Origin of the sequence: Polynucleobacter sp. MG-27-Goln-C1 (assembly GCF_018881905.1) — a bacterium.
Classification (GTDB): domain Bacteria; phylum Pseudomonadota; class Gammaproteobacteria; order Burkholderiales; family Burkholderiaceae; genus Polynucleobacter.
The window spans coordinates 535,956-561,276 of sequence record NZ_JACVPM010000002.1 but is presented as its reverse complement, the minus strand read 5'-3'; the positions used below and the strand labels follow the sequence as shown (position 1 = coordinate 561,276).

The following is a 25,321-nucleotide window of genomic DNA, read 5'->3' as shown; positions in this document are numbered from 1 at the left end:
ATTTAATTTGCCAGTACTTTTTTTAAGCGCTCAGCAAAACGCTGTGGTGGCATATAGCCAATTACACGCTGATCTTTTAACTCTTCTGAGTTGAGATCAAAGATCAAAATTCCGGGTGGGCCAAATAATCCAAAGCGTTTTAGTAAAGCCTGATTCTCGGGACTATTCTTTGTCACATCAGCTTGTATCAAAATAAATTTCTGCAGCTCTTGATTCACTTCAGGATTTGCGAAAGTATTGACTTCCATCTCCTTGCAAGAAATGCACCAGTCTGCATAAAAATCCAAGAGCACTAATTTCTTCTGCTCTTTCGCTTGAGCTAAGAATTGATCTAACTGCGCGCTAGATTCAATCACAGCAAAACTCGCACTTCCAATTTGATGTTGGCGCTGACCATTGGCAACGCTAGTCGTCGCCCCGCTGCTGCCATTCTGAAATAGCGGTGAAGCAATCCATGCTGCAGTAGCCACTAACAATACTCCGAGGGTTCTTTGCAACCAAATCATCCAAATGCCAGTTGATGGAATGAGGATGCGCGCTTCAATGGCAATAAAGAGGAGTGGCAAGCCCATACCCAAAGCCATTACAAAGAGAAGCCCCGCCCCCAAACTCATTGAGCCTGTTTGCGCAATAAAAGCGAGTACTCCGGCCAATGGGGCGGTAATACAAGGACTCGCTACCAATGTTGAAATTCCGCCTAGAGCAAAGGCGCCCGCAAAACTGCCACCTTTATGGCGCCCTGCTAATTGATCCACTTTTTGCTGCCATGATTGGGGCATTCTGAGCTCATATAGGCCAAATAAACTGCCTGATAAGGCCAGTAGCAGCAATGCAAACGCAATCAGCGCTATAGGGCTCTGTAGAGCCCTTTGGACGCTTCCACCTAAGGCTGCCATCAAGACTCCTGCCAAGGCATAGACACAAGCCATTCCAAGCACATAGGCCGCCGCCAAGAGGCTTGCACGACCCTTACTGATGGTCTGCTTACCCTGCGTTCCAAACACAATACTCGACAGGATAGGCAGCATCGGCAATACGCAGGGAGTGAATGCTAGTGCCAACCCCAGAATAAAGAAGGCCAGGAAAAGATATCCAGTTGGCGTACTTTCTAAGAAGCGGCTAATCGCATTAACGTCATCGCGCTCACGCCATACATCCATGAGGCTCAATTCTTTTTTGGGGGTATTACCCACCTCCACTCCATCCAATACTTCTGGAATTGGGGCGGCTTTTACTCCAGGTCCTGCAAGTAGAAACTTCAGGGTCATTGGTGGATAACAAATTCCCGCTTCAGCGCAGCCCTGTAATTCCAACTCTAAGTAAAGCGGCTTTCCTGCTTCTGCTTTTTTATCTAGGGTAAGCAAAAACGCCTGCTTATAAACCTGCATTTTCTTCTGAAAAGTCTCGTCATACTTTTCAATCCCGGCAGGGAGTGATGCCTTTACAAGCCCTAATTTACTGGGCTGGGAGCCCATCTTGAAATGTAGCGATTCTTGATAGATGTAATAACCCTTAGCTGGAAAAATCTCCAACTCAATGTCATTCGTATTGACTGCCCATGTTGCTTCAGCCTGAAAGGCTTTCTCAGGAGGAAGAAATTCTGGGGCTGCAAATGCATTACCAACAAAAAATAGGAATGCAGCTAACACCGGGATGAATTTATTTAACAATCTCATGGTGTTCACTTTACCTCGGCCTGCACCCACTTGCCATACAGCGATTCATATTTTGTAGGTGCATACGCAATCAACTCTGGTAAATCATAAGGGTGATGACTTTTGATGAAATTAGAAATATCTACCCATTTATCTTCAACCGTCTTTGCTGACAACAGGACTTCATTTCCCTCGCAAATCTTACCTTCCCATCGATAGATGGAATGCATACCCTCCTGAATTTGCACGCAGGCAGCCAGACGGCATTCAATCAACTGATGCGCCATTTTCTTTGCATCTTCAAGGGATGCAAAGCTGGTGACAATAATTAATAGTTCGACAGGTTGGTCTGTGGTCATGTTGTATTTATAACCGTATAAATGAAAAAAGCCAGACCGAAGCCTGGCTTTTAATCTTGCTAAAGGAGCTTAAGCCTCTTCAGCTACTGCTGTTTCTTCAACTTCTGGGCGATCAACTAACTCAACCAAAGCCATAGGCGCATTGTCACCATGACGGAAGCCAAACTTCAAAATACGAAGGTAGCCGCCTGGACGAGTTGCGTAACGTGGGCCGAGCTCTGTGAAGAGTTTGGTCACGATATCGCGATCGCGTGTGCGATTGAATGCTAAGCGACGGTTTGCTAAGTTATCTTTTTTACCCAAGGTAATTAAAGGCTCAACAACCATGCGCAATTCTTTTGCTTTTGGCAAAGTGGTTTTAATCACTTCGTGCTCCAAAAGAGAATTGGACATGTTGCGCAGCATCGCCAAGCGATGTGATGATGTTCTGTTTAGTTTGCGTAAGCCGTTTCCGTGACGCATGATGCTTCCTTTCTAATTATTTCTCGAGGTTAGCTGGAGGCCAGCTTTCGAGTTTCATGCCAAGACTTAAGCCACGAGCCGCCAATACATCCTTGATTTCATTCAAAGACTTACGACCTAAATTAGGCGTCTTCAACAATTCATTCTCTGTACGTTGAATCAAGTCACCGATGTAGTAAATGTTCTCAGCCTTCAAGCAGTTTGCAGAGCGAACTGTGAGTTCGAGATCATCAACCGGACGCATCAACATTGGATCAACCATTGAAGAGCGGCTTGGTGCGAGATCACCAGAAACTTCGCTGCTTTCGAGGGCTGCGAATACAACTAACTGGTCAACCAAAATGGTAGCAGCTTGACGAATCGCCTCTTCAGGAGACAACACACCATTTGTTTCGATTGTCATTACTAGACGATCGAGGTCGGTACGTTGCTCAACACGAGCAGACTCAACAGCATAACTAACACGGCTTACTGGGCTAAATGAGGCATCCAATACGATGCGACCAATGATCTTGGTAGCTTCGTCATGGTATTGACGCATATTGCCTGGTACATAGCCACGGCCTTTTTCAACCTTGATCTGCATATCCAACTTGCCACCAGCTGACAAGTGAGCAATAACGTGATCAGGATTAATGATTTCTACATCATGTGGCAAATCGATATCTTTTGCAGTAACAACGCCTGGGCCTTCTTTACGCAAATTGATAGTAACTTCATCACGTGACTGCAACTTAAATACGATACCTTTGAGGTTCAACAAAAGGTTAACTACATCCTCTTGAACGCCATCTAATGTGGAGTATTCATGAACAACACCAGCAATTGCTACTTCAGTTGGCGCATAACCAACCATCGAGGACAACAAAACACGACGTAATGCATTGCCGAGTGTGTGGCCATAGCCACGCTCGAACGGCTCCATAACAACCTTAGCTTGGTTGGCGGTAAGCGCTTCAACAGAAATAATTTTTGGCTTGAGCAAATTTGTTTGCATATTTTTTCCTTGAGAGTGCTGAATTAGCGTGAATACAATTCGACGATCAAACTTTCATTAATTTCGCCGCTAATATCTTCACGGTCAGGCACTTGCTTAAATGTTCCCTCTAGCTTAGTTGCGTCAACTGAAACCCAAGTAACAGGTGTCATTTGTCCAACCAAATTAAGTGACTCTGTAATACGCGCTTGCTTCTTCGCTTTTTCACGAATAGCAACTACATCACCAGGTTTAACCTGAATAGATGGGATATTTACTGGGCTGCCATTGAGCAAAATTGCGCAATGAGAAACCAATTGACGCGCTTCAGCACGAGTAGAACCAAAGCCCATGCGATAAACAACGTTATCAAGGCGTGATTCCAACAACTGGAGCAATGTTGAGCCAGTATTGCCCTTACGACGCTCAGCTTCTGCGAAGTAACGACGGAACTGACGCTCTAAAATTCCATACATACGCTTAACCTTTTGCTTTTCACGCAATTGATTACCGTAATCAGATGTTCTTGAGCCAGATGTGCGGCCATGTTGACCAGGCTTAGTATCTAACTTGCACTTGTCTGACAGGGCGCGACGTGCGCTCTTTAAAAATAAGTCGGTACCTTCCCGACGGGCTAATTTGGCCTTAGGCCCTAAGTAACGTGCCACGATGCTTTCCTTTCTTTGCCGCAGTCTTACGACCGACGGTGAGTTCACCCTTTAATTCAGATGAACGGTGGGCTTTAATAAAAAACTACTAAAACTGTTGTACTGCCAACATCCAAGCTTAAATACGACGGCGCTTAGGAGGACGGCAACCATTATGCGGAACTGGAGTTACGTCTTGAATCTCAGTGATCTTGATGCCCAATGAGTTCAATGCACGAACTGCTGATTCACGACCTGGGCCTGGGCCTTTGATCTGAACTTCCAAATTCTTGATACCGCATTCAATTGCTGACTTACCAGCAACTTCTGCAGCTACCTGAGCAGCAAAAGGTGTTGATTTACGTGAGCCCTTGAAACCCTGGCCACCAGATGTTGCCCATGAAAGCGCATTACCTTGGCGATCAGTGATCGTAATAATGGTGTTATTAAAAGAAGCGTGAACGTGTGCAATACCGTCAGCAACGTTCTTTTTAACCTTCTTGCGAGCGCGCTGTGAAGCTGCGGAAGCGGATTGTTGTTTTGCCATGTCAATAAACTTTCTTGATTATTTCTTGAGTTGCACGCCAGACTTACGTGGGCCCTTGCGGGTGCGCGCGTTAGTCTTGGTACGTTGACCACGTACAGGCAAGCCCTTACGATGGCGAACGCCACGATAGCAGCCAAGGTCCATCAAACGTTTGATGCTCATCGTTACTTCACGACGAAGGTCACCTTCAGTGATGAACTTACCTACTTCATCACGCAACTTTTCCAAGTCACCGTCAGTAAGATCTTTAACTTTTTTGTCGATAGCAACACCTGTGGTTTCACAAATTTTGCGAGCACGAGTTGTGCCAATGCCAAAAATTGCTGTTAAACCGATAACAGTATGTTGATGATTTGGGATATTTACCCCAGCGATACGTGCCATGAGATTTCCTCTTAATTAACCAGATCAGCCTTGACGCTGCTTATGACGTGCGTCTGAAGAACAGATCACGCGCACAACGCGTTTGCGCTTAATGATCTTGCAATTTCTGCAAATACACTTAACGGATGCCAAAACTTTCATAACTCACCTCTAAAAAAATATGTACTACTTAATCTTTACTTCGCTCGGAAAATGATTCTTGCGCGCGTAAGGTCGTAAGGAGTCATCTCCACCGTCACCTTATCTCCTGGCAATATGCGGATGTAATGCATCCTCATCTTCCCAGAAATGTGCCCTAGAACCACATGTCCGTTCTCTAGCTTCACGCGAAACATTGCGTTCGGCAAATTCTCAATAATTTCTCCCGCCATCTGAATTACATCGTCTTTAGACATTCAGTTAAGCGCCCATCTTAAAGTTAGCTTTTTTCATCAAAGAACCATATTGTTGTTGCATTACGAATGACTGAACTTGAGCCATGAAATCCATTGCAACAACGACAATAATCAACAATGAAGTACCGCCAAAATAGAATGGAACGTTGTACTTCAACACTAAGAATTCTGGCAACAAGCAAACCAAAACCATATAAATTGCACCAGCTAATGTCAAACGAACCAAGATCTTATCGATATAACGACCAGTTTGATCGCCAGGACGAATACCTGGAACAAAAGCACCGCTCTTCTTCAAGTTATCTGCAGTCTCACGGCTATTGAATACCAAAGCTGTATAGAAGAAGCAGAAGAAAATAATCGCAGCGGCATACAAAATTGTGTACACCGGTTGACCTGGGGCTAATGTTGCCGCTAAGTCTTTAATGATTCTGCTGAACATATTGGTTGGTTCACCTGATGTAAACCAGCCAGCAATCGTTGCAGGAAACAAAATAATGGATGAAGCAAAGATTGGAGGGATAACACCAGCCATGTTCAACTTCAATGGGAAGTATGAAGACTGACCACCGTATACCTTGTTACCAACTTGACGCTTCGCGTAGTTCACCAAGATACGGCGCTGACCACGCTCAACAAACACTACAAAATAAGTCACTGCAATACAAATGACTACGATCAGCAATGCAGACAGGATATTCATGGAACCGGTACGAACCAATTCAAGCAAGCTACCGATTGCAGTTGGCAAGCCAGAAACAATGCCGCCGAAAATAATAATGGAGATACCGTTACCAAGACCACGCTCAGTAATCTGCTCGCCTATCCACATCAGGAACATCGTGCCAGTAACTAAAGTTACTACTGTGTTCAATTCAAACATCAAACCTGGATTAATAACCAAACCTGGTTGAGCTTGCAATGCAACTGAAATACCTAAAGCCTGGAATGTTGCCAAGAATACAGTGCCATAACGTGTGTACTGAGTAATCTTGCGTTGTCCTGCTTGGCCTTCTTTTTTCAAAGACTCTAAAGAAGGAACAACAATCGTCATTAACTGCATGATGATCGACGCAGAGATGTACGGCATGATTCCTAAAGCAAAAACTGTGAAGCGAGATAAAGCACCACCTGAGAACAGGTTGAACATACCCAAGATGCCATCTTTTTGACCTGAGAACAATTGAGCTAATTGGTCAGGATCAATACCTGGAACAGGAATATGTGCGCCCAAACGGAACACGAGCAATGCCAAAACCAGGAATATCAAGCGTTGGCGTAATTCGCCAAACTTGCTTCCTGATTGAGCAATATTTGCTGTGTTGGTAGGTGCGAGTGCCATCGTTTACTAAAAACTAATTAAACCAAGTCAACCAATTTGCCGCCAGCTGCTTCAATAGCGGCTTTTGCACCAGCAGTTGCAGTAATACCCTTGAGGGTTACAGCAATCGACAATTCACCAGTTTTAATGACTTTTACTGAATTGATCTGCTCACCAGCAAAACCATGAGCTCTCAAAACTAATAAGTCTACTTCTGGCAAGTTAATTTTTGCTAAGTCATTCAAAGTGATTTGACCAACGTGACGACGTGTCAATGACACGAAACCGCGTTTTGGCAAACGACGATACATTGGCATCTGACCGCCCTCGAATCCAACTTTGTGGAATCCGCCTGAACGTGACTTCTGACCTTTGTGACCACGACCAGCTGTTTTTCCAAGACCAGAACCGATACCGCGACCTACGCGACGACGATTTTTGTTGGAGCCCGGTGCGGGTTTGAGTGTATTGAGTTGCATATTCTTCGCCTATTTACTTGCTAGTTATTAGCCAACGACTTTAACTAGATAAGAAACTTTATTAATCATTCCGCGAACAGCTGGTGTGTCTTCCAATTCTGAAACAGAATTGATGCGACGCAGGCCTAAGCCGCGAACGGTTGCACGGTGGCTTTCGCGTGTGCCGATCAAGCTGCGTACTAATTGCAGTTTGACTTTAGAGTTAGTTGTTGTCATTTATAGATTCCTAATCTTTTGGTCTTAGCCGAGAATCTCTTCAACTGACTTACCGCGCTTAGCAGCAATTTCAGAAGGAGTGCTCATCTTGCTCAAGCCATCAATCGTTGCACGAACCATGTTGTAAGGGTTTGTTGAGCCAAGTGACTTAGCAACAACGTTAGTTACACCCATTACATCGAAAATTGCGCGCATTGGGCCACCAGCGATAACGCCAGTACCGTCTTTAGCCGGGGAAATCATCACGCGTGATGCGCCATGCTTACCAATCACAGTATGTTGCAAAGTACCTTTACGTAAGGAAACTTTGATCATCTTGCGACGTGCTTCGTCCATTGCCTTTTGAACAGCAACTGGAACTTCTTTTGACTTGCCTTTACCCATGCCGATACGACCATCGCCATCGCCAACTACTGTGAGTGCAGCGAAGCCGAGAATACGACCACCCTTAACCACTTTAGTTACACGATTAACAGCAATCATCTTCTCGCGAAGACCGTCATCACGCTCTTCGTTTTGCATCTTGTTTTGCATTTTTGCCATGTTTTTTCCTAAACCCTATTAGAACTTCAGGCCGGCTTCACGCGCAGCTTCAGCTAAGGCCTTAATACGGCCGTGGTAACGATGACCGGAACGATCAAACGCAACATCAACAACGCCTGCCTTAACAGCACGCTCAGCAACTAACTTGCCGATTTGTTTTGCAGCTTCAGCGTTGCCGCCGTTCTTGATCGCTTGGCGCAAATCTTTTTCCATTGTTGAAGCAGCTGCTACAACTTTGGTTCCACATGGGCTATATACCTGTGCAGAAATATGTGTATTGCTACGGATAACTGTTAAGCGATTTGCCAATGCTTCGGCAATGCGAATACGAGTCTGCCTAGCGCGTCTTTGTCTGGATTCGTCTTTATTCATTTTTTAATCTCGCTTACTTCTTCTTAGTTTCTTTCAGGTGCACAACCTCATCCACGTAGCGAACACCCTTGCCTTTGTATGGCTCTGGTGAACGGTATGCGCGAACTTCAGCAGCAACCTGGCCAACTTGCTGCTTGTTGGAACCTTTAATAATGATTTCAGTTTGAGTTGGAGTCTCAGCTTTTACACCCTTTGGCAGGTTGTAAATAATGTCGTGTGAGAAACCTAACTGCAACTTCAATGTTTCGCCTTGAGCAGCAGCACGGTAACCAACGCCTACCAAGCTGAGCTTGCGCTCAAAGCCAGTAGTTACGCCAACAACCATGTTGTTTACTAAAGCACGGGCTGTACCGGACTGTGCACCAGCTTCTGGTGTGTCGTTATTTAAAACAACTGTCAATACGCCATCTTCTTGTTTCAAACCAACAGAAGGATGCAAGTTATGTGTCAAAGTTCCTAATGGGCCTTTAACAGTAATGTTTGCACCGTTAATGCTGATTTCAGCGCCCTTAGGGACTGCAATAGGTGATTTACCAACGCGGGACATATTTCTCTCCTTACGCGACGTAGCAAATAACTTCGCCACCAACGCCGTTTGCACGTGCTTTGCGGTCTGTCATTACGCCTTGTGGGGTTGAAATAATTGCAATGCCCAAGCCATTCATCACTTCAGGAATGTCGTGGCGTCCTTTGTAGATGCGTAGACTTGGTGTAGAAACACGGTCAATACGCTCAATAACAGGGCGGCCTGCGTAGTATTTGAGTTCAATGTGTAGCACTGGCTTAGCTGCTTCACCTTTGATTTCAAAACTATCGATATAACCTTCATCCTGCAAGACTTTTGCAATAGCTACTTTAACTTTTGACGACGGCATCAAGACTACGGGTTTCTGCACTGCTTGCGCATTGCGGATCCTTGTCAACATGTCGGCGATTGGATCGCTGATACTCATGAGTTCTCCTAATTCTTTCGCCGCTTACCAGCTGGCCTTGGTTAAACCGGGGATTTCGCCACGAAAGGCGATTTCACGAATTTTGCTACGCGCTAAACCAAACTTACTGAATACACCGCGCGGACGACCGGTTAATGAACAACGATTTCTTTGACGAATCGGGCTTGCGTTACGTGGAAGTGCCTGTAGCTTCAAGCGAGCTTCATAGCGCTCTTCATCGCTGCGTGATTGATCAGCAATGATTGCCTTGAGTTCAGCACGCTTTACAGCGTACTTCTCTACAGTTTTTGTGCGCTTATTCTCGCGCTCAATTAGGGATAGTTTTGCCACGTTAGCCTCTTAATTGCGGAAAGGGAATTTGAACGCTGCTAACAAAGCTTTTGCTTCTTCGTCAGTCTTAGCGGTCGTCGTAATACTGATATTGAGACCACGGAGGGCATCAATTTTGTCGTATTCGATTTCTGGGAAAATGATTTGCTCTTTAACGCCAATGTTGTAGTTACCACGGCCGTCAAATGCCTTGCCGGAAATTCCGCGGAAGTCACGTACGCGTGGCAATGCAACAGTCACGAAACGATCCAAGAATTCGTACATGCGTGCACCACGCAATGTCACCATGGCACCGATTGGGTAGCCTTGACGAATTTTGAAACCAGCAATCGCTTTTTTCGCTTTTGTCACAACTGGCTTTTGACCTGCTACTTTAGTCAAATCACCAACTGCATTTTCGATAATCTTCTTGTCGTTCACTGCATCGCCTAAGCCCATGTTCAGGGTTACCTTAGTGATACGTGGAACTTCCATTACTGACTTGTAACCAAATTTGGCGATCAAATCAGCAACAACTTTAGCTTGATAGTGTTCTTGAAAACGTGTGCTCATAATTTCTCCGTGCCCCTTATGCGCTTAAAGTTGCGCCAGTGGTTTTGAGGAAACGCTGCTTTTTACCATCAACGAGTTTGATACCAACACGTGATGGTTTGCCGTTACCGTCAACCACAGCCACATTAGAAATGTGAACAGGCATCGTCTTGTCAATCATGCCGCCAGTAACACCGGCTGCTGGATTTGGCTTAACGCTCTTTTTGTAAATATTTACGCCTTCGATCACTAATTTGTTCTCGAGAACGGCTGTAACAGTTCCTTGCTTGCCCTTATCGCGGCCAGTCAACAGAACTACTGAATCACCTTTACGAATCTTTTTCATATCAGCCTCTTAAATAACTTCGGGGGCGAGAGAAACGATCTTCATGAACTTCTCAGTACGCAATTCGCGCGTAACTGGTCCAAAGATACGTGTGCCGATTGGCTCTAACTTAGCGTTGAGCAATACCGCAGCGTTTCCATCGAACTTAATCAATGAGCCGTCTGGACGGCGTACACCCTTAGCAGTTCTCACTACTACGGCGTTATAAATATCACCTTTTTTTACACGGCCACGTGGAGCAGCGGACTTTACAGTCACTTTAATGACATCACCGATACTGGCGTAACGACGCTTAGAGCCGCCCAATACCTTGATGCACAAAACTTCACTGGCGCCTGTGTTATCGGCGACCTGTAATCTACTTTCGGTCTGAATCATTTTTTAATCCCCAACTTGTTAGCCAAAGGCAAACAGTCTTGGTTCCGTCTATGGGCTTTAACGAGAGTTAAAACCCGGAATTAATGAAAAAACACTGCTTCTCTCAATATAACCAGAGAAGCCTTCTATCATACTACGCAAAACAGGGATTTGGCAAGAAAGTTCGCCAAAATCCCTAATATTTCTTTAAATACCCTTGGACTCTTGAACTAAACGGGTCACAACCCAAGATTTAGTGCGTGAAATTGGCTTAGATTCAGCAATTTCAACGGTATCACCCATCTTGTATTGACCAGCTTCATCATGAGCATGGTATTTTTTGGACTGTCCAACATATTTGCCATAAAGCGCATGCTTAACTTGGCGCTCAACTAGCACAGTCACAGTTTTTTGCATTTTGTCGCTAACGACACGACCCACGAGGGTGCGGCGCAAGGGTTTAGATAATTCTGTCATATCCCTTTTTCCTTATTTCTGTGCAGTTTTTTGGGTAATAAAAGTCTTTACGCGAGCAATTTCACGCTTAGTTTTACCCAATTGGCTGGTATTTGTGAGTTGCTGAGTACCCTTTTGCATACGGAGTTTGAAGCTAGTCTTCAAGAGCTCTGTTAATTCTGCGTTCAAGGCAACCAGATCTTTGGATGCTAATTCTGTCTTTTTCATAATCTCTATCCCGATCAACCTAGGTGGCGAATCACGAAAGTGGTTTGCAGTGGCAACTTAGCAGCAGCAAGCTTGAAAGCTTCGCGCGCCAAAGTCTCATCCACACCATCCATCTCGTACAAAATCTTGCCTGGTTGAATTTCTGCTACGTAGTACTCTGGATTACCTTTACCGTTACCCATACGTACTTCAGCTGGCTTTTGTGAAATTGGCTTATCTGGGAAAATACGAATCCAGATACGACCACCACGCTTAATGTGACGGGTCATTGCGCGACGTGCAGATTCAATCTGACGTGCAGTCAAACGACCACGGCCAATAGCTTTCAATCCAAAGTCACCAAAGGCTACTGAACTACCGCGTGTTGCCACGCCAGTGTTACGTCCCTTTTGTTCCTTGCGATACTTACGACGCTTTGGTTGTAGCATGCTTACTCTCCTGACTTCTGCGCTTCAGCACTTGTGGCTTCAACGGCTTTCGGTGCACGCTTTACTGCTGGCTTAGCAGCAACTAATGGCTTGCTGTCAGCTGCTGGTTTGCGTGCGGTTGTTTTAGCTGGTGCGCGACGTGGCTTTTTCTCTTCAGCTGCTGGCTCTGCTGTTACTGCTGGAGCATCTGCACCGCGGCCTAATGTATCGCCTTTGTAAACCCAAACTTTTACACCGATGATGCCGTATGTTGTTTCAGCTTCTGAAGTCGCGTAATCAATATCAGCCTTCAATGTATGAAGTGGAACACGACCTTCACGGTACCATTCGCGACGTGCAATTTCAGCACCGTTCAAACGACCAGAAGACATGATCTTGATTCCTTGTGCACCAAGGCGCATTGCATTTTGCATTGCACGCTTCATTGCACGACGGAACATGATGCGCTTCTCTAACTGCTGAGTAATAGAGTCAGCAATCAATTGCGCATCAACTTCAGGCTTACGAATTTCTTCGATGTTCACGTGGACAGGAACGCCCATACGCTTCTGGAGTTCGCGACGGAGAACTTCAATATCTTCACCTTTTTTACCGATCACGACACCTGGGCGTGAGCTGTAAATAGTGATGCGTGCGTTCTTTGCAGGACGCTCAATAATCACTTTACTTACGGATGCATTCTTCAACTTCTTCTTGAGATAGATGCGGACATCTACGTCCTCTTTCAACATCTTCGCAAAATCAGTATTGTTTGCATACCACTTTGATGTCCAGTTCTTCGTTACCGAGAGTCGGAATCCGGTTGGGTTTATCTTTTGTCCCATATCTTTCCTTAGTTACTCAAGGTCACGGTGATGTGACATGTTTGTTTTTCGATTTGATTACCGCGACCCTTAGCACGTGCTGTGAAGCGCTTCAAGGAAGTACCCTTATCAACAATAATTGTTGAAACCTTGAGCTCATCAATATCAGCACCCTTATTGTGTTCAGCGTTGGCCATTGCGGACTCAACAACTTTCTTCACAATGAAGGCAGCTTTTTTGGGGCTGAAATTCAAAATGTTCAATGCGCGTGCAATTGGCAAACCACGGATCTGGTCAGCGACCAAACGTGTCTTTTGCGCAGAAATGCGGGCGCCTTTGTGAATAGCTTTAACTTCCATCATCATCCCCTTACTTCTTCGTTACTTTCTTGTCAGCAGCGTGACCTTTGAAAGTACGGGTCAAGGCAAATTCGCCTAACTTATGACCCACCATGTTTTCTGATACATATACCGGAACGTGTTGACGACCGTTATGTACAGCAATCGTCAGACCAATAAAGTCTGGGAGGATTGTTGAACGGCGTGACCAAGTTTTGATCGGCTTTTTGTCTTTGTTGGCTTGTGCGACTTCAACTTTATTTACTAAGCTGGCTTCGCAAAATGGGCCTTTTTTAGCTGAACGTGTCATATCTATTTATCCTTATCGCTTAACGTTTTTGACGACGTTGAACGATCATCGAAGTTGTACGCTTATTGCGACGTGTACGATAACCTTTAGTTGGTGTGCCCCATGGGGAGACAGGTACGCGGCCTTCGCCAGTTCTACCTTCACCACCACCGTGTGGGTGATCTACTGGGTTCATTGCCACACCGCGAACGGTTGGGCGAATACCACGCCAGCGATTTGCACCAGCTTTACCGATAACGCGCAAGCTGTGCTCTTCATTACCAACTTCACCAATAGTGGCACGGCAATCGATCAAAATACGACGTACTTCACCTGAGCGCAAGCGCACCTGAGCGTATACACCTTCACGAGCCAATAACACTGCAGAGCCGCCGGCGGAACGTGCGATTTGAGCACCTTTACCTGGCAACATTTCTACACAGTGAATCGTGCTACCAACTGGAATGTTGCGAATTGGCAAGTTGTTACCAGACTTGATTGGGGCTTCTGAGCCACTCATCAATGCCTGGCCAACAGTCATGCCTTTTGCAGCAAGAATATAGCGACGCTCACCATCGGCAAACACGATCAATGCAATGTTTGCACTGCGGTTTGGATCGTATTCCAAGCGTTCAACTTTTGCTGAAATACCATCTTTATCGTTGCGTTTGAAATCAACAACACGATAGTGATGCTTATGACCACCACCTTTATGACGGGTAGTGATGTGACCATTATTGTTACGACCTGCTTTTTGGAACTGTGGCTCTACCAACGCTGCAAAAGGTTTACCTTTATGCAGGTCAGGATTTACCACCTTGACCATTGAGCGACGACCTGGTGAGGTCGGTTTTGTCTTCATCAAAGGCATGATTAATTCGCCTCCGCTTCAAAGTTAATTTCTTGACCTGGCTTCAAGCTAACGTAGGCCTTCTTAGTATGGTCACGACGACCTTCAAAACGGCCATAGCGCTTTGGCTTACCCTTTTGATTCACGATTTGAACAGAGTCAACTTGCACTTTAAAGAGCAACTCAACTGCTTGTTTCACATCGCTCTTATTAGCGTCGCGTGTAACTTGGAATACCACTTGTTCGTTTTTCTCTGCAACCATAGTGGCTTTTTCAGAGATAACCGGTCCAAGCAGAACCTTCATCAAGCTGTGATCGTTTTTACGGACTTGGCTCATTTCAGCAACTCCTCAATTTTTGCGATCGCTGCTTTGCTTACCAATACTTTTTTGTATTGAACTAAAGCTAATGGATCAGCGTGCTGTGGCTCACATACAGCAACCTTATGCAAGTTGCGTGATGCCAAGTACAAATTCTCGCTAACCTGATCAACGATGATCAAGACTGAATCCAATCCCATTGCTTTAACTTTGTCAGCTAAAACTTTAGTCTTTGGAGCATCAAGATTAAATTGGTCAACAACATTCAAACGACCTTCGCGTGCTAACTGAGACAAAATAGATCTCATACCAGCGCGGTACATTTTCTTGTTTACTTTTTGGCTGAAATTTTCTTCAGGTGAATTCGGGAATATACGACCACCTCCACGCCACAGCGGGGAAGAGCTCATACCAGCACGTGCACGACCAGTACCTTTTTGACGCCAAGGTTTTTTGGTTGTGTGCTTAACTTGCTCACGGTCTTTTTGTGCACGGTTACCGCTACGTGCATTTGCTTGGTAAGCCACAACAACTTGGTGTACCAATGCTTCGTTATATTCGCGCTCGAATACTTCTGGTGAGGCTTGAACGCCTGCGCCTAAAGTTCCGTTGTCTTGGAGAAGCTTAAGTTCCATATTCGCTCTCCTTATTTCTTCTTCAACGGTGTCTTCACCGCTGGAGTAACAATAACTTTACCGCCTGGGGCACCTGGAATAGCGCCTTTAACCATGATGAGATTGCGTTCTGCATCAATGCGTGCGATGACTAAATTTTGTACAGTGCGTGTCTCGTCACCAAGGTGGCCTGTCATGCGCTTACCTGGGAAAACACGACCTGGATCTTGCGCCATACCGATAGAACCTGGCACGTTGTGTGAACGTGAGTTACCGTGTGACGCGCGACCTGAAGCGAAGTGATGGCGCTTGATGGTACCGGCGTAGCCTTTACCAATCGTTACACCTTGTACATCCACTTTTTGGCCAGCAGCAAATGCAGTGTCAGCAGGAATTACTTGTCCTGGTGTCATTTCTGCGATTTTTGCAGCATCTAATTGAAATTCGTTGAGACCGTTACCAGCCATCACACCCGCTTTAGCGAAGTGACCAGCCATTGCTTTGGTAACGCGAGTAGCTCTACGTGTGCCATGTGCCAACTGGATAGCATCATAGCCATCAGTTGCCTGGGTCTTGATTTGAGCGATTCTGTTGTCGCTCACGTCAATTACGGTGACAGGAATTGCTTCCCCTTCGTCCGTAAATAGACGGGTCATGCCGATCTTGCGACCGATTAAGCCTAAGCTCATATTCATGCTCCACGCCGACTTCGATTGGTCGGCAAAATTAATTTAAGTGATTTACAAGTAAAAGTACTTCTAAATCAATAAGTTACAACGTTTTTAATGCTGATAAAACCTGAATAATCGCCCAAATAATTGAGCGAAGCCTTAGATTCTATCCCGAAAGGCCAGTCTTGGCAAGCGCTAAGACTGGAAATACTGAATTACTGCAACTTAATTTCGACGTCCACACCTGCTGGGAGGTCTAATTTCATCAAGGCATCCACAGTTTTCTCTGTAGGATCAACAATATCCATCAAACGCAGATGGGTACGAATCTCTAACTGGTCACGTGAAGTCTTATTTACGTGTGGTGAACGCAGAATGTCAAAGCGCTCGATACGTGTTGGCAAAGGTACTGGACCCTTAACAACTGCACCAGTGCGCTTAGCTGTATCAACGATTTCAGCTGCAGACTGGTCGATCAAACGGTAATCAAATGCTTTAAGACGAATACGAATTTTTTGGTTTTGCATATTAATTCCAAAGAGCGTTGTGGTGCTGCCACGTTATATTTCTAAAGAGCTCGGTGACATCCGCAGCACGGACGTCACCGGTTAGCAAACCGCTAAATATTTTTACTGCTATTAAGCCAAAATCTTTGCAACCACGCCGGCGCCAACAGTACGGCCACCTTCACGGATCGCAAAACGTAAACCTTCTTCCATCGCGATAGGAGCGATGAGTTTTACGGTAATTGTGACGTTATCACCAGGCATAACCATTTCTTTGTCTTTTGGCAACTCGATTGAACCAGTTACGTCCGTTGTGCGGAAGTAGAACTGTGGACGATAGTTGTTAAAGAATGGAGTATGACGACCACCTTCATCTTTACCCAAGATGTAAACCTCGGCTGTAAAGTGAGTGTGTGGGGTGATTGAACCTGGCTTAGCCAATACTTGGCCGCGCTCAACTTCTTCACGCTTTGTACCGCGTAACAAGATACCAACGTTATCGCCTGCTTGACCTTGGTCGAGCAATTTGCGGAACATTTCAACACCAGTACAAGTTGTCTTGAGTGTTGGCTTGATACCGATAATTTCAATCTCTTCACCAACTTTAACGATACCGCGCTCGATACGGCCTGTAACAACAGTACCGCGACCGGAGATAGAGAACACGTCCTCTACTGGCATCAAGAACGCACCGTCAACAGCACGCTCTGGAGTTGGGATATAGGTATCTAATGCTTCAGCCAATTTCATGATGGCTTCTTTACCCAATGGGCCTTCGTCGCCTTCAAGAGCTAACTTAGCAGAACCTTGAACGATTGGTGTGTCATCGCCTGGGAAGTCGTACTTAGATAGAAGCTCACGAACTTCCATTTCTACGAGCTCTAACAACTCAGCGTCATCAACCATGTCGCACTTGTTCAAAAATACGATGATGTATGGAACACCAACTTGGCGTGCCAAGAGGATGTGCTCACGAGTTTGTGGCATTGGGCCGTCAGCTGCAGAGCAAACCAAAATAGCGCCGTCCATCTGAGCAGCGCCAGTAATCATGTTCTTAACGTAGTCAGCATGTCCTGGGCAATCAACGTGAGCGTAGTGACGATTCGCTGTCTCATACTCAACGTGTGCTGTATTAATAGTAATACCGCGTGCTTTTTCTTCTGGAGCAGCATCGATCTGATCGTATGCTTTTGCTTCGCCACCGAATGCTTTTGAAAGCACGGTTGCAATAGCTGCTGTCAATGTGGTTTTACCGTGGTCAACGTGACCGATTGTGCCAACGTTTACGTGCGGTTTTGTCCGCTCAAACTTTTCTTTTGCCATTTTTTTGTCTGCCTTCTTAGCTAGTCAATATTCAAAATAATGTGGATAAATTACTTCGCTTTAGCAGCCATAACTGCTTCAGCAACGTTCTTAGGTGCTTCGGAATAATGCTTAAATTCCATGGTGTAGGTAGCGCGACCTTGGGTCAACGAGCGCAAGCCAGTTGAGTAACCAAACATCTCTGCCAATGGCACTTCAGCGCGAACGATCTTGCCGCCCCCTGGAATGTCATCCATACCTTGCAAAATACCGCGACGTGATGAGAGGTCACCCATTACGTTACCCATGAAATCTTCTGGTGTTTCAACTTCAACAGCCATCATTGGTTCTAACAACACTGGTGATGCTTTGCGCATACCGTCTTTGAATGCCATCGAGCCCGCCATCTTAAATGCGTTTTCGTTGGAGTCAACGTCATGGTATGAACCAAAGAACAATGTTGCTTTGATATCTACAACTGGATAGCCAGCCAAAATACCGGAGTTCAATGTTTCGATAATTCCTTTTTCTACTGCAGGGATGTATTCACGTGGAACTACACCGCCCTTAATAGCGTCAACGAATTCGAAACCTTTGCCTGGCTCTTGTGGCTCAAGCTTGAGCACAACGTGTCCGTATTGACCACGACCACCAGACTGCTTAACAAATTTACCTTCAACTTCTTCGCAAACCTTGCGAATAGTTTCGCGATAAGCAACTTGTGGCTTACCAACAGTTGCCTCAACACCAAACTCGCGACGCATACGGTCAACCAAAATTTCCAAATGGAGCTCGCCCATACCGGAAATAATTGTTTGGCCAGATTCTTCGTCTGTCTTTACGCGGAAAGATGGATCTTCTTGCGCCAAACGATTCAAGGCAAGACCCATTTTTTCTTGGTCTGGCTTTGTCTTTGGCTCAACTGCTTGTGAAATCACTGGCTCTGGGAATACCATGCGCTCCAAAATAACGATGCCATCTGGATCACACAATGTTTCGCCAGTAGTTGCGTCTTTTAGACCAACCGCAGCTGCGATATCACCTGCAAATACTTCTTTGATTTCTTCACGTTCGTTTGCATGCATCTGCAACAAACGACCAACACGCTCTTTCTTACCCTTGATTGGGTTGTAGATCGTGTCGCCAGATTTCATTACACCTGAGTAAACACGGAAGAAGATGAGCTGGCCAACAAATGGGTCGGTCATGATCTTAAATGCCAATGCTGAGAATTTCTCATCATCAGAGGCTCTACGTGTTGTTGGTGTACCGTCTTCCAATTCACAAGGAACTGGTGGGACATCTAATGGTGATGGGAGCAATTCAACCACTGCATCCAACATTGCCTGAACGCCTTTGTTTTTGAAGGCTGTTCCACACATCATAGGAATAATTTCATTCGCGATTGTGCGTTGACGCAATGCTGTTTTGATTTCTTCTTCGGTCAATGCTTCACCGCCGAGATACTTTTCCATCAACTCTTCTGAGCTTTCAGCAGCCGCTTCAAGCAACTTCTCACGCCACTCTTCAGCGGAGGCTTGCAATTCAGCAGGAATATCTTCGTACGTAAACTTAGTGCCTTGTGAGGCCTCATCCCAATAGATGGCCTTCATCTTTACCAAATCTACAACGCCTTTGAAGTTTTCTTCAGCGCCGATAGGAATTTGGATCAAGATAGGGTTTGCCTTAAGGCGCAATTTCATCTGGTCATAGACCTTGAAGAAGTTCGCACCAGTACGGTCCATCTTGTTTACGAATGCTAAACGCGGAACTTGATACTTGTTAGCTTGACGCCAAACAGTTTCAGATTGTGGCTGTACACCACCTACTGCACAGTAAACCATGCAAGCACCATCCAAAACGCGCATTGAACGCTCAACTTCAATGGTGAAGTCTACGTGTCCTGGGGTATCAATAATATTGATGCGGTGCTCTGGGAAATTACCAGCCATGCCCTTCCAGAACGTTGTAGTAGCAGCAGAAGTAATCGTGATACCACGCTCTTGCTCTTGCTCCATCCAGTCCATGGTTGCAGCGCCATCATGTACTTCACCAATTTTGTGATTAACACCGGTGTAGAACAAAACGCGTTCTGTAGTTGTTGTCTTACCTGCGTCAATATGCGCAGAGATACCGATATTGCGGTATCTGTCGATAGGGGTTTTACGTGCCACTGTTGGTACCTTTTCTTTGCTATGCGATTAGAAGCGGAAATGTGAAAAAGCTTTGTTAGCTTCTGCCATACGGTGAACTTCTTCACGCTTCTTCATTGCTCCGCCGCGACCTTCTGCAGCTTCTAATAATTCGTTGGCTAAACGTTGAGCCATTGATTTTTCACCGCGCTTTTTAGCGGCTTCGCGCACCCAGCGCATTGCCAAAGCGGAGCGGCGTGATGGTCGAACTTCAACAGGAACCTGGTAGTTAGCACCACCAACACGACGGCTCTTCACCTCAACCATTGGCTTAACGTTGCCCATAGCTGTTGAGAAAACTTCGAGTGGCTCTTTGTTTGCTTTTTTCTCGATGTGATCAAAGGCACCGTAAACGATACGCTCTGCAACCGATTTCTTGCCGTCCAACATTAGGACGTTCATGAATTTTGCTACTTCTACATTGCCGAATTTTGGATCAGGCAGGATTTCCCGTTTGGGAACTTCACGACGACGTGGCATAACTACTCCTTCAGTTCAGTTAGGGGTGGCCCACACGGATCACCCGCTCCGGCCGTCCTACTATCCAGAGAAATCCCTAGACGGAACGGCCACTTACTTGTCTTTAAAGTCTGACAAACGAAGACTTACTGCAAATACTTTAAGTTGCTATTAAGCAGCTTTCTTAGCGCGCTTAGCACCATACTTGGAACGTGACTGCTTACGGTCTTTAACACCTTGCAAGTCAAGTGAGCCACGAACGATGTGGTAACGAACACCTGGCAAATCCTTTACACGACCGCCACGGATCAACACTACTGAGTGTTCCTGGAGGTTATGGCCTTCACCACCAATGTATGAAATCACTTCAAAACCATTGGTTAAGCGAACTTTAGCTACTTTACGTAGCGCAGAGTTAGGCTTCTTAGGAGTGGTTGTGTACACACGTGTACATACACCACGGCGCTGCGGGCTGTTTTGCAGCGCAGGGCTCTTGCTTTTAACGGTCAGCCGAGTTCTTGGCTTACGTAATAATTGATTAATTGTTGGCATAAAATAGCTCGGTTAGTACTTCTTTGTTGCTTTCTTCAAGAAAATCAATGACTTAGAGAAATCCTAGGTCAAAACGACCCTCTTCTGAATCAGTAGAACTCAGCATTCTAGCCTGGCCAGCCCTTTCCGTCAACCTCGAAGGAAAAAACTGGCCATTTCTGGCCAGGAATACCAAATTAGCTTGGATCAGCCTCCCCAGCAGGAGCAATCACTTCAGCCTCTATTTCTATAGGCATATCAGCCATTGCTTCCTCTTCGGCGGCAATCATTTGAGCGCGATCACGCTCGAATTGCTCTCTGACCTTGCGTGCACGGCGGTAAGACAAGCCGGTACCAGCAGGGATCAGGCGACCAATAATGACGTTTTCCTTGAGGCCACGGAGTGTATCGGTCTTGCCCATAATCGCGGCTTCGGTCAATACACGAGTGGTTTCTTGGAAAGAAGCCGCTGAAATGAAGCTATCCGTCGACAAGGATGCCTTAGTAATACCAAGCAACACGTTCTCGAACTGAGCTGGACGCTTACCTTGTGCAATCACAGCATCGTTTGCGTCATACAACTTAGAACGCTCAACTTGCTCACCAGTGATGTAGGCAGTATCGCCGCCATCCGTAATTTGCACACGACGCAACATTTGACGCACGATTACTTCAATGTGCTTGTCATTAATCTTCACGCCTTGCAAACGGTAAACGTCTTGAACTTCGTCCACGATGTAGATCGCCAACTCTTCAATACCTCTGAGTGTCAAGATGTCATGCGGATCGGCAGGGCCTTCTACAATCATCTCGCCCTTGTTCACAACTTGACCGTCATGAACGAGAACTTGTTTCTCTTTAGGAATCAAGAATTCGTTAGCTTCACCATCCATATCGGTAATAACTAAACGTTGCTTACCTTTGGTTTCTTTACCGAAGGAAACAGTTCCAGTTACTTTAGCCAATACAGCAGCGTCTTTTGGTGAGCGTGCCTCGAACAATTCAGCAACGCGTGGCAAACCACCGGTAATGTCGCGAGTCTTCTGTGATTCGATTGGAATACGCGCTAACACTTCACCAACTTCAACTTTTTGACCATCTTTAACAGTGATCAAAGCGCCAACTTGCAAGCCAATGTTTACTGGGTGATCTGTACCCGCAATCATCACTTCGCCGCCCTTGTCATCAACTAAGTTGATCATTGGACGAACGCCTTTGCTAGCAGCACTACGACGCTTACCGTCAATCACCACCAAAGTGGAGAGGCCGGTTACTTCGTCAACCTGCTTAGCTACAGTAACGCCCTCTTCAACGTTGTCGAAGCGAGCAATACCAGCGTACTCAGAAATGATTGGGCGTGTCAACGGATCCCATGTTGCTAAGCTTGCGCCAGCCTTGACTGCAGCATCTTCTTTCAACAAGAGAGTTGCACCGTAAGGCACTTTATGACGCTCACGCTCACGACCGTTATCGTCAATGATCAAAGCTTCGCCTGAACGTGAAATCACGATCTGCTCACCCTTGGCATTCTTCACAACACGCATCGTGCCGGAGAACTTCAAAGCACCATTAGACTTAGCTTCGATGTTGCTTGCAACCAATGCACGTGACGCTGCACCACCAATGTGGAAGGTACGCATTGTCAACTGTGTGCCTGGCTCACCGATGGACTGAGCAGCGATAACACCAACTGCCTCACCAACGTTTACCAAACCACCGCGACCTAAATCACGTCCGTAGCACTTAGCGCACAAACCAAAGCGAGTTAAGCATGACAACACTGTGCGAACTTTAACTTCGTCGATACCCAAAGCAACGATTTGATCTACATGATCTTCATCGAGCAAAGTGTCGTTAGGAACGATTACTTCTTGTGTATCTGGATGAACGATGTCACCGATACATACACGACCCAAAATACGATCGCGCAATGCTTCGATAATTTCGCCGCCCTCGACAAGAGCTTTCATTGTTACGCCAGAAGTTGCACCGCAATCATCTTCGATTACAACGAGGTCTTGAGTTACGTCGCATAAACGACGTGTCAAGTAACCTGAGTTCGCTGTCTTCAATGCAGTATCGGCCAAACCTTTACGAGCACCGTGAGTAGAAATGAAGTACTGCAACACGTTCAAGCCTTCACGGAAGTTTGCAGTAATTGGGGTTTCAATAATGGAGCCATCAGGCTTTGCCATCAAACCACGCATACCAGCCAACTGACGAATCTGCGCTGCAGATCCACGCGCACCAGAATCCGCCATCATGTAGATAGAGTTAAAGGATTCTTGACGCACAGTTTTACCGTTACGGTCGAGTACGTCAACGTGTGACAACTCATCCATCATCGCTTTACCAACTTGGTCACCAGCGGCACCCCAAATATCAACCACGTTGTTATAACGCTCTTGATTGGTTACGAGACCTGACATGAACTGCTTGTCATATTCCTTAACCTTGGTAGAAGCTTCAGTGATGATGCGCTCTTTAGAAGTTGGAATCAGCATATCGTCGATCGCAACCGAGATACCGGCGTTAGTCGCCAAGCGGAAACCAGACTGCAAGAGACGGTCAGCAAAAATAACTGTTTCACGAAGACCGCACTTACGGAATGAAGTGTTGATCAAACGTGAGATTTCTTTTTTCTTCAGAGGCTTATTGATTTCCTCAAAAGTCATGCCCTTAGGCAAGATTTCTGACAACATTGCACGACCAACTGAAGTTTGATAGATCTTGGTCTTTTCAGCAAAACGGGCATCGCCCTCTGCCTTCTTGTCCACGATCTCAAACTCAGTAATACGTACAGCAACGCGTGAAGCCAATTCAACCTGGCCAGCCTCGTATGCACGAATTACTTCAGTGATATTAGCGAAGACCATGCCTTCGCCTTTACCGTTGATCTTGTCGCGAGTAGCGTAGTACAGACCCAACACCACGTCCTGTGAAGGAACGATGGATGGTTCGCCGTTAGCTGGGAACAATACGTTGTTCGAAGCCAACATCAATGTACGTGCTTCCATTTGCGCTTCGAGCGACAAAGGAACGTGAACCGCCATTTGGTCACCGTCAAAGTCGGCGTTAAATGCCGCGCAGACTAATGGGTGCAATTGGATTGCTTTGCCTTCAATCAGCATCGGCTCGAAAGCCTGAATACCGAGACGGTGCAATGTAGGCGCACGGTTCAACATGATTGGATGTTCACGAATCACTTCTTCGAGAATGTCCCAAACGATTGGAGTCTGACTTTCAACTTCTTTCTTCGCAGCTTTAATAGTAGTTGCGATTCCCAAAGTCTCAAGCTTGTTGAAAATAAATGGCTTGAACAATTCCAAGGCCATCAATTTTGGCAAGCCGCACTGATGCAATTTCAATGTCGGACCAACCACGATGACTGAACGACCTGAGTAGTCAACACGTTTACCCAACAAGTTTTGACGGAAACGACCGCTCTTACCTTTAATCATCTCAGCCAAGGACTTCAACGGACGCTTGTTAGCGCCAGTCATAGCCTTACCGCGACGACCGTTATCGAGCAATGAGTCAACCGCTTCTTGCAACATACGTTTTTCGTTGCGAACGATGATTTCTGGAGCGCGCAACTCTAACAAACGCTTGAGACGGTTGTTACGGTTAATCACGCGACGGTAGAGGTCGTTCAAATCAGAAGTAGCAAAGCGACCGCCATCCAATGGCACCAATGGGCGCAATTCTGGTGGCAATACTGGCAACACTTCCATGATCATCCAGTCAGGCTTAATACCTGAAGTCTGGAACGCCTCGAGCACTTTTAAGCGCTTAGCGTATTTCTTGATCTTGGCATCGCTACCAGTAGCTTTTAAATCTGCACGAATCGTCTCTACTTCACGGTCGATATCGATACCGCGCAAGAGGTCACGAATACCTTCCGCGCCCATGATGGCAGTAAACGCACCGTCACCATACTCTTCAGTCTTAGCGTAGTACTCGTCCTCAGACATGATCTGACCGCGCTTCATCGCGCCTTCAGGAGTCATACCAGGATCAACGACTACATATGCTTCAAAGTAAAGAACGCGCTCGATATCACGCAATGTCATATCGAGAACCATACCCAAACGGGATGGCAATGATTTCAAGAACCAAATGTGCGCTACAGGAGCTGCCAACTCAATGTGGCCCATGCGCTCACGACGTACTTTAGCGAGCGTAACTTCAACGCCACACTTCTCGCAAATAACACCACGGAACTTTAAACGCTTGTACTTACCGCATAAGCACTCGTAGTCTTTAGTTGGTCCAAAAATCTTGGCGCAGAACAAACCATCACGCTCGGGCTTAAAAGTCCGGTAGTTGATGGTTTCTGGTTTGCGTACTTCACCAAAAGACCATGAGCGAATTTTCTCAGGGGATGCAAGACCAATCTTGATGACATCAAACTGCTCATCACCCTGCGTTTGCTTAAATAAATCGAGCAATGCTTTCATA

General features: G+C 45.9%; 36 protein-coding genes. All 36 read right to left on the bottom strand.

Features of this window, described 5'->3' with window-relative positions:
• Positions 1 to 2: 2 nt before the first annotated feature.
• The 36 genes from dsbD to rpoC all read right to left on the bottom strand — a co-directional run bounded on the left by dsbD (position 3) and on the right by rpoC (position 25,320).
• On the bottom strand, positions 3 to 1,676 hold the full coding sequence (gene dsbD / locus ICN14_RS06965) for a protein-disulfide reductase DsbD (RefSeq protein WP_216225731.1): 1,674 nt from the start codon (positions 1,674 to 1,676) through the stop codon (positions 3 to 5).
• 5 nt (positions 1,677 to 1,681) lie between these two features.
• A complete protein-coding gene (cutA, locus tag ICN14_RS06960; RefSeq protein ID WP_216225730.1) occupies positions 1,682 to 2,014 on the bottom strand; it encodes a divalent-cation tolerance protein CutA in 333 nt (110 codons plus the stop codon).
• Between the two features lie 69 nt (positions 2,015 to 2,083).
• The gene (rplQ, locus tag ICN14_RS06955) at positions 2,084 to 2,476 is read right to left on the bottom strand and encodes a 50S ribosomal protein L17 (protein WP_015420256.1); all 393 of its coding nucleotides are present in this window, start codon (positions 2,474 to 2,476) and stop codon (positions 2,084 to 2,086) included.
• A 16-nt stretch (positions 2,477 to 2,492) separates the two neighbouring features.
• Complete coding sequence (gene rpoA, locus ICN14_RS06950; protein ID WP_015420255.1) at positions 2,493 to 3,473, bottom strand: DNA-directed RNA polymerase subunit alpha; 981 nt, start codon at positions 3,471 to 3,473, stop codon at positions 2,493 to 2,495.
• Between the two features lie 23 nt (positions 3,474 to 3,496).
• On the bottom strand, positions 3,497 to 4,120 hold the full coding sequence (rpsD, locus tag ICN14_RS06945) for a 30S ribosomal protein S4 (RefSeq protein WP_216225729.1): 624 nt from the start codon (positions 4,118 to 4,120) through the stop codon (positions 3,497 to 3,499).
• A 118-nt stretch (positions 4,121 to 4,238) separates the two neighbouring features.
• Positions 4,239 to 4,646, bottom strand: coding sequence for a 30S ribosomal protein S11 (gene rpsK, locus ICN14_RS06940; RefSeq protein ID WP_216225728.1), 408 nt, complete (start codon positions 4,644 to 4,646; stop codon positions 4,239 to 4,241).
• Positions 4,647 to 4,664: 18 nt separating this feature from the next.
• Positions 4,665 to 5,030, bottom strand: a complete 366-nt coding sequence (rpsM, locus tag ICN14_RS06935; RefSeq protein WP_015420253.1) for a 30S ribosomal protein S13 — start codon at positions 5,028 to 5,030, stop codon at positions 4,665 to 4,667.
• Between the two features lie 24 nt (positions 5,031 to 5,054).
• Complete coding sequence (gene rpmJ, locus ICN14_RS06930) at positions 5,055 to 5,171, bottom strand: 50S ribosomal protein L36 (protein WP_012357167.1); 117 nt, start codon at positions 5,169 to 5,171, stop codon at positions 5,055 to 5,057.
• Between the two features lie 35 nt (positions 5,172 to 5,206).
• Positions 5,207 to 5,425, bottom strand: coding sequence for a translation initiation factor IF-1 (infA, locus tag ICN14_RS06925; protein ID WP_015420252.1), 219 nt, complete (start codon positions 5,423 to 5,425; stop codon positions 5,207 to 5,209).
• Positions 5,426 to 5,429: 4 nt separating this feature from the next.
• The gene (gene secY, locus ICN14_RS06920; protein ID WP_216225727.1) at positions 5,430 to 6,767 is read right to left on the bottom strand and encodes a preprotein translocase subunit SecY; all 1,338 of its coding nucleotides are present in this window, start codon (positions 6,765 to 6,767) and stop codon (positions 5,430 to 5,432) included.
• A 17-nt stretch (positions 6,768 to 6,784) separates the two neighbouring features.
• Positions 6,785 to 7,225: a 50S ribosomal protein L15 gene (gene rplO / locus ICN14_RS06915; protein WP_215308693.1), complete on the bottom strand. Its 441-nt coding sequence runs from the start codon at positions 7,223 to 7,225 to the stop codon at positions 6,785 to 6,787.
• A 27-nt stretch (positions 7,226 to 7,252) separates the two neighbouring features.
• Complete coding sequence (gene rpmD, locus ICN14_RS06910; protein WP_046329387.1) at positions 7,253 to 7,441, bottom strand: 50S ribosomal protein L30; 189 nt, start codon at positions 7,439 to 7,441, stop codon at positions 7,253 to 7,255.
• Positions 7,442 to 7,465: 24 nt separating this feature from the next.
• Positions 7,466 to 7,984 (bottom strand): 30S ribosomal protein S5, encoded by a 519-nt coding sequence (rpsE, locus tag ICN14_RS06905; RefSeq protein ID WP_100379470.1) that lies wholly within the window; start codon positions 7,982 to 7,984, stop codon positions 7,466 to 7,468.
• An 18-nt stretch (positions 7,985 to 8,002) separates the two neighbouring features.
• Positions 8,003 to 8,356, bottom strand: coding sequence for a 50S ribosomal protein L18 (gene rplR, locus ICN14_RS06900; protein WP_215360615.1), 354 nt, complete (start codon positions 8,354 to 8,356; stop codon positions 8,003 to 8,005).
• A 13-nt stretch (positions 8,357 to 8,369) separates the two neighbouring features.
• Positions 8,370 to 8,903 (bottom strand): 50S ribosomal protein L6, encoded by a 534-nt coding sequence (rplF, locus tag ICN14_RS06895; RefSeq protein ID WP_216225726.1) that lies wholly within the window; start codon positions 8,901 to 8,903, stop codon positions 8,370 to 8,372.
• A gap of 10 nt (positions 8,904 to 8,913) precedes the next feature.
• Positions 8,914 to 9,309, bottom strand: a complete 396-nt coding sequence (gene rpsH, locus ICN14_RS06890) for a 30S ribosomal protein S8 (RefSeq protein WP_015420245.1) — start codon at positions 9,307 to 9,309, stop codon at positions 8,914 to 8,916.
• Between the two features lie 24 nt (positions 9,310 to 9,333).
• Positions 9,334 to 9,639, bottom strand: coding sequence for a 30S ribosomal protein S14 (gene rpsN / locus ICN14_RS06885; protein ID WP_046329384.1), 306 nt, complete (start codon positions 9,637 to 9,639; stop codon positions 9,334 to 9,336).
• A gap of 9 nt (positions 9,640 to 9,648) precedes the next feature.
• Positions 9,649 to 10,191 (bottom strand): 50S ribosomal protein L5, encoded by a 543-nt coding sequence (gene rplE / locus ICN14_RS06880; RefSeq protein ID WP_046329383.1) that lies wholly within the window; start codon positions 10,189 to 10,191, stop codon positions 9,649 to 9,651.
• Positions 10,192 to 10,207: 16 nt separating this feature from the next.
• Positions 10,208 to 10,516, bottom strand: a complete 309-nt coding sequence (gene rplX / locus ICN14_RS06875) for a 50S ribosomal protein L24 (protein WP_011901911.1) — start codon at positions 10,514 to 10,516, stop codon at positions 10,208 to 10,210.
• 9 nt (positions 10,517 to 10,525) lie between these two features.
• Positions 10,526 to 10,894, bottom strand: a complete 369-nt coding sequence (gene rplN / locus ICN14_RS06870) for a 50S ribosomal protein L14 (RefSeq protein WP_015420241.1) — start codon at positions 10,892 to 10,894, stop codon at positions 10,526 to 10,528.
• A 186-nt stretch (positions 10,895 to 11,080) separates the two neighbouring features.
• Complete coding sequence (gene rpsQ / locus ICN14_RS06865; protein WP_076024550.1) at positions 11,081 to 11,350, bottom strand: 30S ribosomal protein S17; 270 nt, start codon at positions 11,348 to 11,350, stop codon at positions 11,081 to 11,083.
• Between the two features lie 12 nt (positions 11,351 to 11,362).
• Complete coding sequence (rpmC, locus tag ICN14_RS06860) at positions 11,363 to 11,557, bottom strand: 50S ribosomal protein L29 (RefSeq protein ID WP_015420239.1); 195 nt, start codon at positions 11,555 to 11,557, stop codon at positions 11,363 to 11,365.
• Positions 11,558 to 11,571: 14 nt separating this feature from the next.
• Positions 11,572 to 11,985 (bottom strand): 50S ribosomal protein L16, encoded by a 414-nt coding sequence (gene rplP / locus ICN14_RS06855; protein ID WP_088526677.1) that lies wholly within the window; start codon positions 11,983 to 11,985, stop codon positions 11,572 to 11,574.
• Positions 11,986 to 11,987: 2 nt separating this feature from the next.
• A complete protein-coding gene (gene rpsC, locus ICN14_RS06850) occupies positions 11,988 to 12,809 on the bottom strand; it encodes a 30S ribosomal protein S3 (protein ID WP_216225725.1) in 822 nt (273 codons plus the stop codon).
• 8 nt (positions 12,810 to 12,817) lie between these two features.
• A complete protein-coding gene (gene rplV / locus ICN14_RS06845; RefSeq protein ID WP_205621309.1) occupies positions 12,818 to 13,150 on the bottom strand; it encodes a 50S ribosomal protein L22 in 333 nt (110 codons plus the stop codon).
• Between the two features lie 7 nt (positions 13,151 to 13,157).
• Complete coding sequence (gene rpsS / locus ICN14_RS06840) at positions 13,158 to 13,436, bottom strand: 30S ribosomal protein S19 (RefSeq protein ID WP_046329379.1); 279 nt, start codon at positions 13,434 to 13,436, stop codon at positions 13,158 to 13,160.
• Between the two features lie 19 nt (positions 13,437 to 13,455).
• Positions 13,456 to 14,286 carry a 50S ribosomal protein L2 gene (rplB, locus tag ICN14_RS06835; protein ID WP_216225724.1) on the bottom strand — a complete coding sequence of 277 codons (831 nt, stop codon included), beginning with the start codon at positions 14,284 to 14,286 and terminating at the stop codon, positions 13,456 to 13,458.
• A 2-nt stretch (positions 14,287 to 14,288) separates the two neighbouring features.
• Entirely contained in the window at positions 14,289 to 14,603 is a 315-nt protein-coding gene (gene rplW, locus ICN14_RS06830; protein ID WP_076024545.1) for a 50S ribosomal protein L23, read from the bottom strand.
• Positions 14,600 to 15,220, bottom strand: coding sequence for a 50S ribosomal protein L4 (gene rplD / locus ICN14_RS06825; RefSeq protein ID WP_015420233.1), 621 nt, complete (start codon positions 15,218 to 15,220; stop codon positions 14,600 to 14,602). Before rplD ends, rplW begins: the two co-directional genes overlap by 4 nt.
• Positions 15,221 to 15,231: 11 nt before the next feature.
• A complete protein-coding gene (rplC, locus tag ICN14_RS06820; RefSeq protein ID WP_015420232.1) occupies positions 15,232 to 15,888 on the bottom strand; it encodes a 50S ribosomal protein L3 in 657 nt (218 codons plus the stop codon).
• A 197-nt stretch (positions 15,889 to 16,085) separates the two neighbouring features.
• Positions 16,086 to 16,397: a 30S ribosomal protein S10 gene (rpsJ, locus tag ICN14_RS06815; RefSeq protein WP_011901899.1), complete on the bottom strand. Its 312-nt coding sequence runs from the start codon at positions 16,395 to 16,397 to the stop codon at positions 16,086 to 16,088.
• Between the two features lie 111 nt (positions 16,398 to 16,508).
• On the bottom strand, positions 16,509 to 17,699 hold the full coding sequence (gene tuf / locus ICN14_RS06810) for an elongation factor Tu (RefSeq protein ID WP_215308680.1): 1,191 nt from the start codon (positions 17,697 to 17,699) through the stop codon (positions 16,509 to 16,511).
• Between the two features lie 50 nt (positions 17,700 to 17,749).
• Entirely contained in the window at positions 17,750 to 19,852 is a 2,103-nt protein-coding gene (gene fusA, locus ICN14_RS06805) for an elongation factor G (RefSeq protein WP_216225723.1), read from the bottom strand.
• Between the two features lie 27 nt (positions 19,853 to 19,879).
• The gene (gene rpsG, locus ICN14_RS06800) at positions 19,880 to 20,350 is read right to left on the bottom strand and encodes a 30S ribosomal protein S7 (RefSeq protein WP_015420229.1); all 471 of its coding nucleotides are present in this window, start codon (positions 20,348 to 20,350) and stop codon (positions 19,880 to 19,882) included.
• A 150-nt stretch (positions 20,351 to 20,500) separates the two neighbouring features.
• Entirely contained in the window at positions 20,501 to 20,881 is a 381-nt protein-coding gene (gene rpsL / locus ICN14_RS06795) for a 30S ribosomal protein S12 (RefSeq protein ID WP_041484791.1), read from the bottom strand.
• Between the two features lie 176 nt (positions 20,882 to 21,057).
• Positions 21,058 to 25,320 carry a DNA-directed RNA polymerase subunit beta' gene (gene rpoC, locus ICN14_RS06790; protein ID WP_216225722.1) on the bottom strand — a complete coding sequence of 1,421 codons (4,263 nt, stop codon included), beginning with the start codon at positions 25,318 to 25,320 and terminating at the stop codon, positions 21,058 to 21,060.
• Position 25,321: the final 1 nt, after the last annotated feature.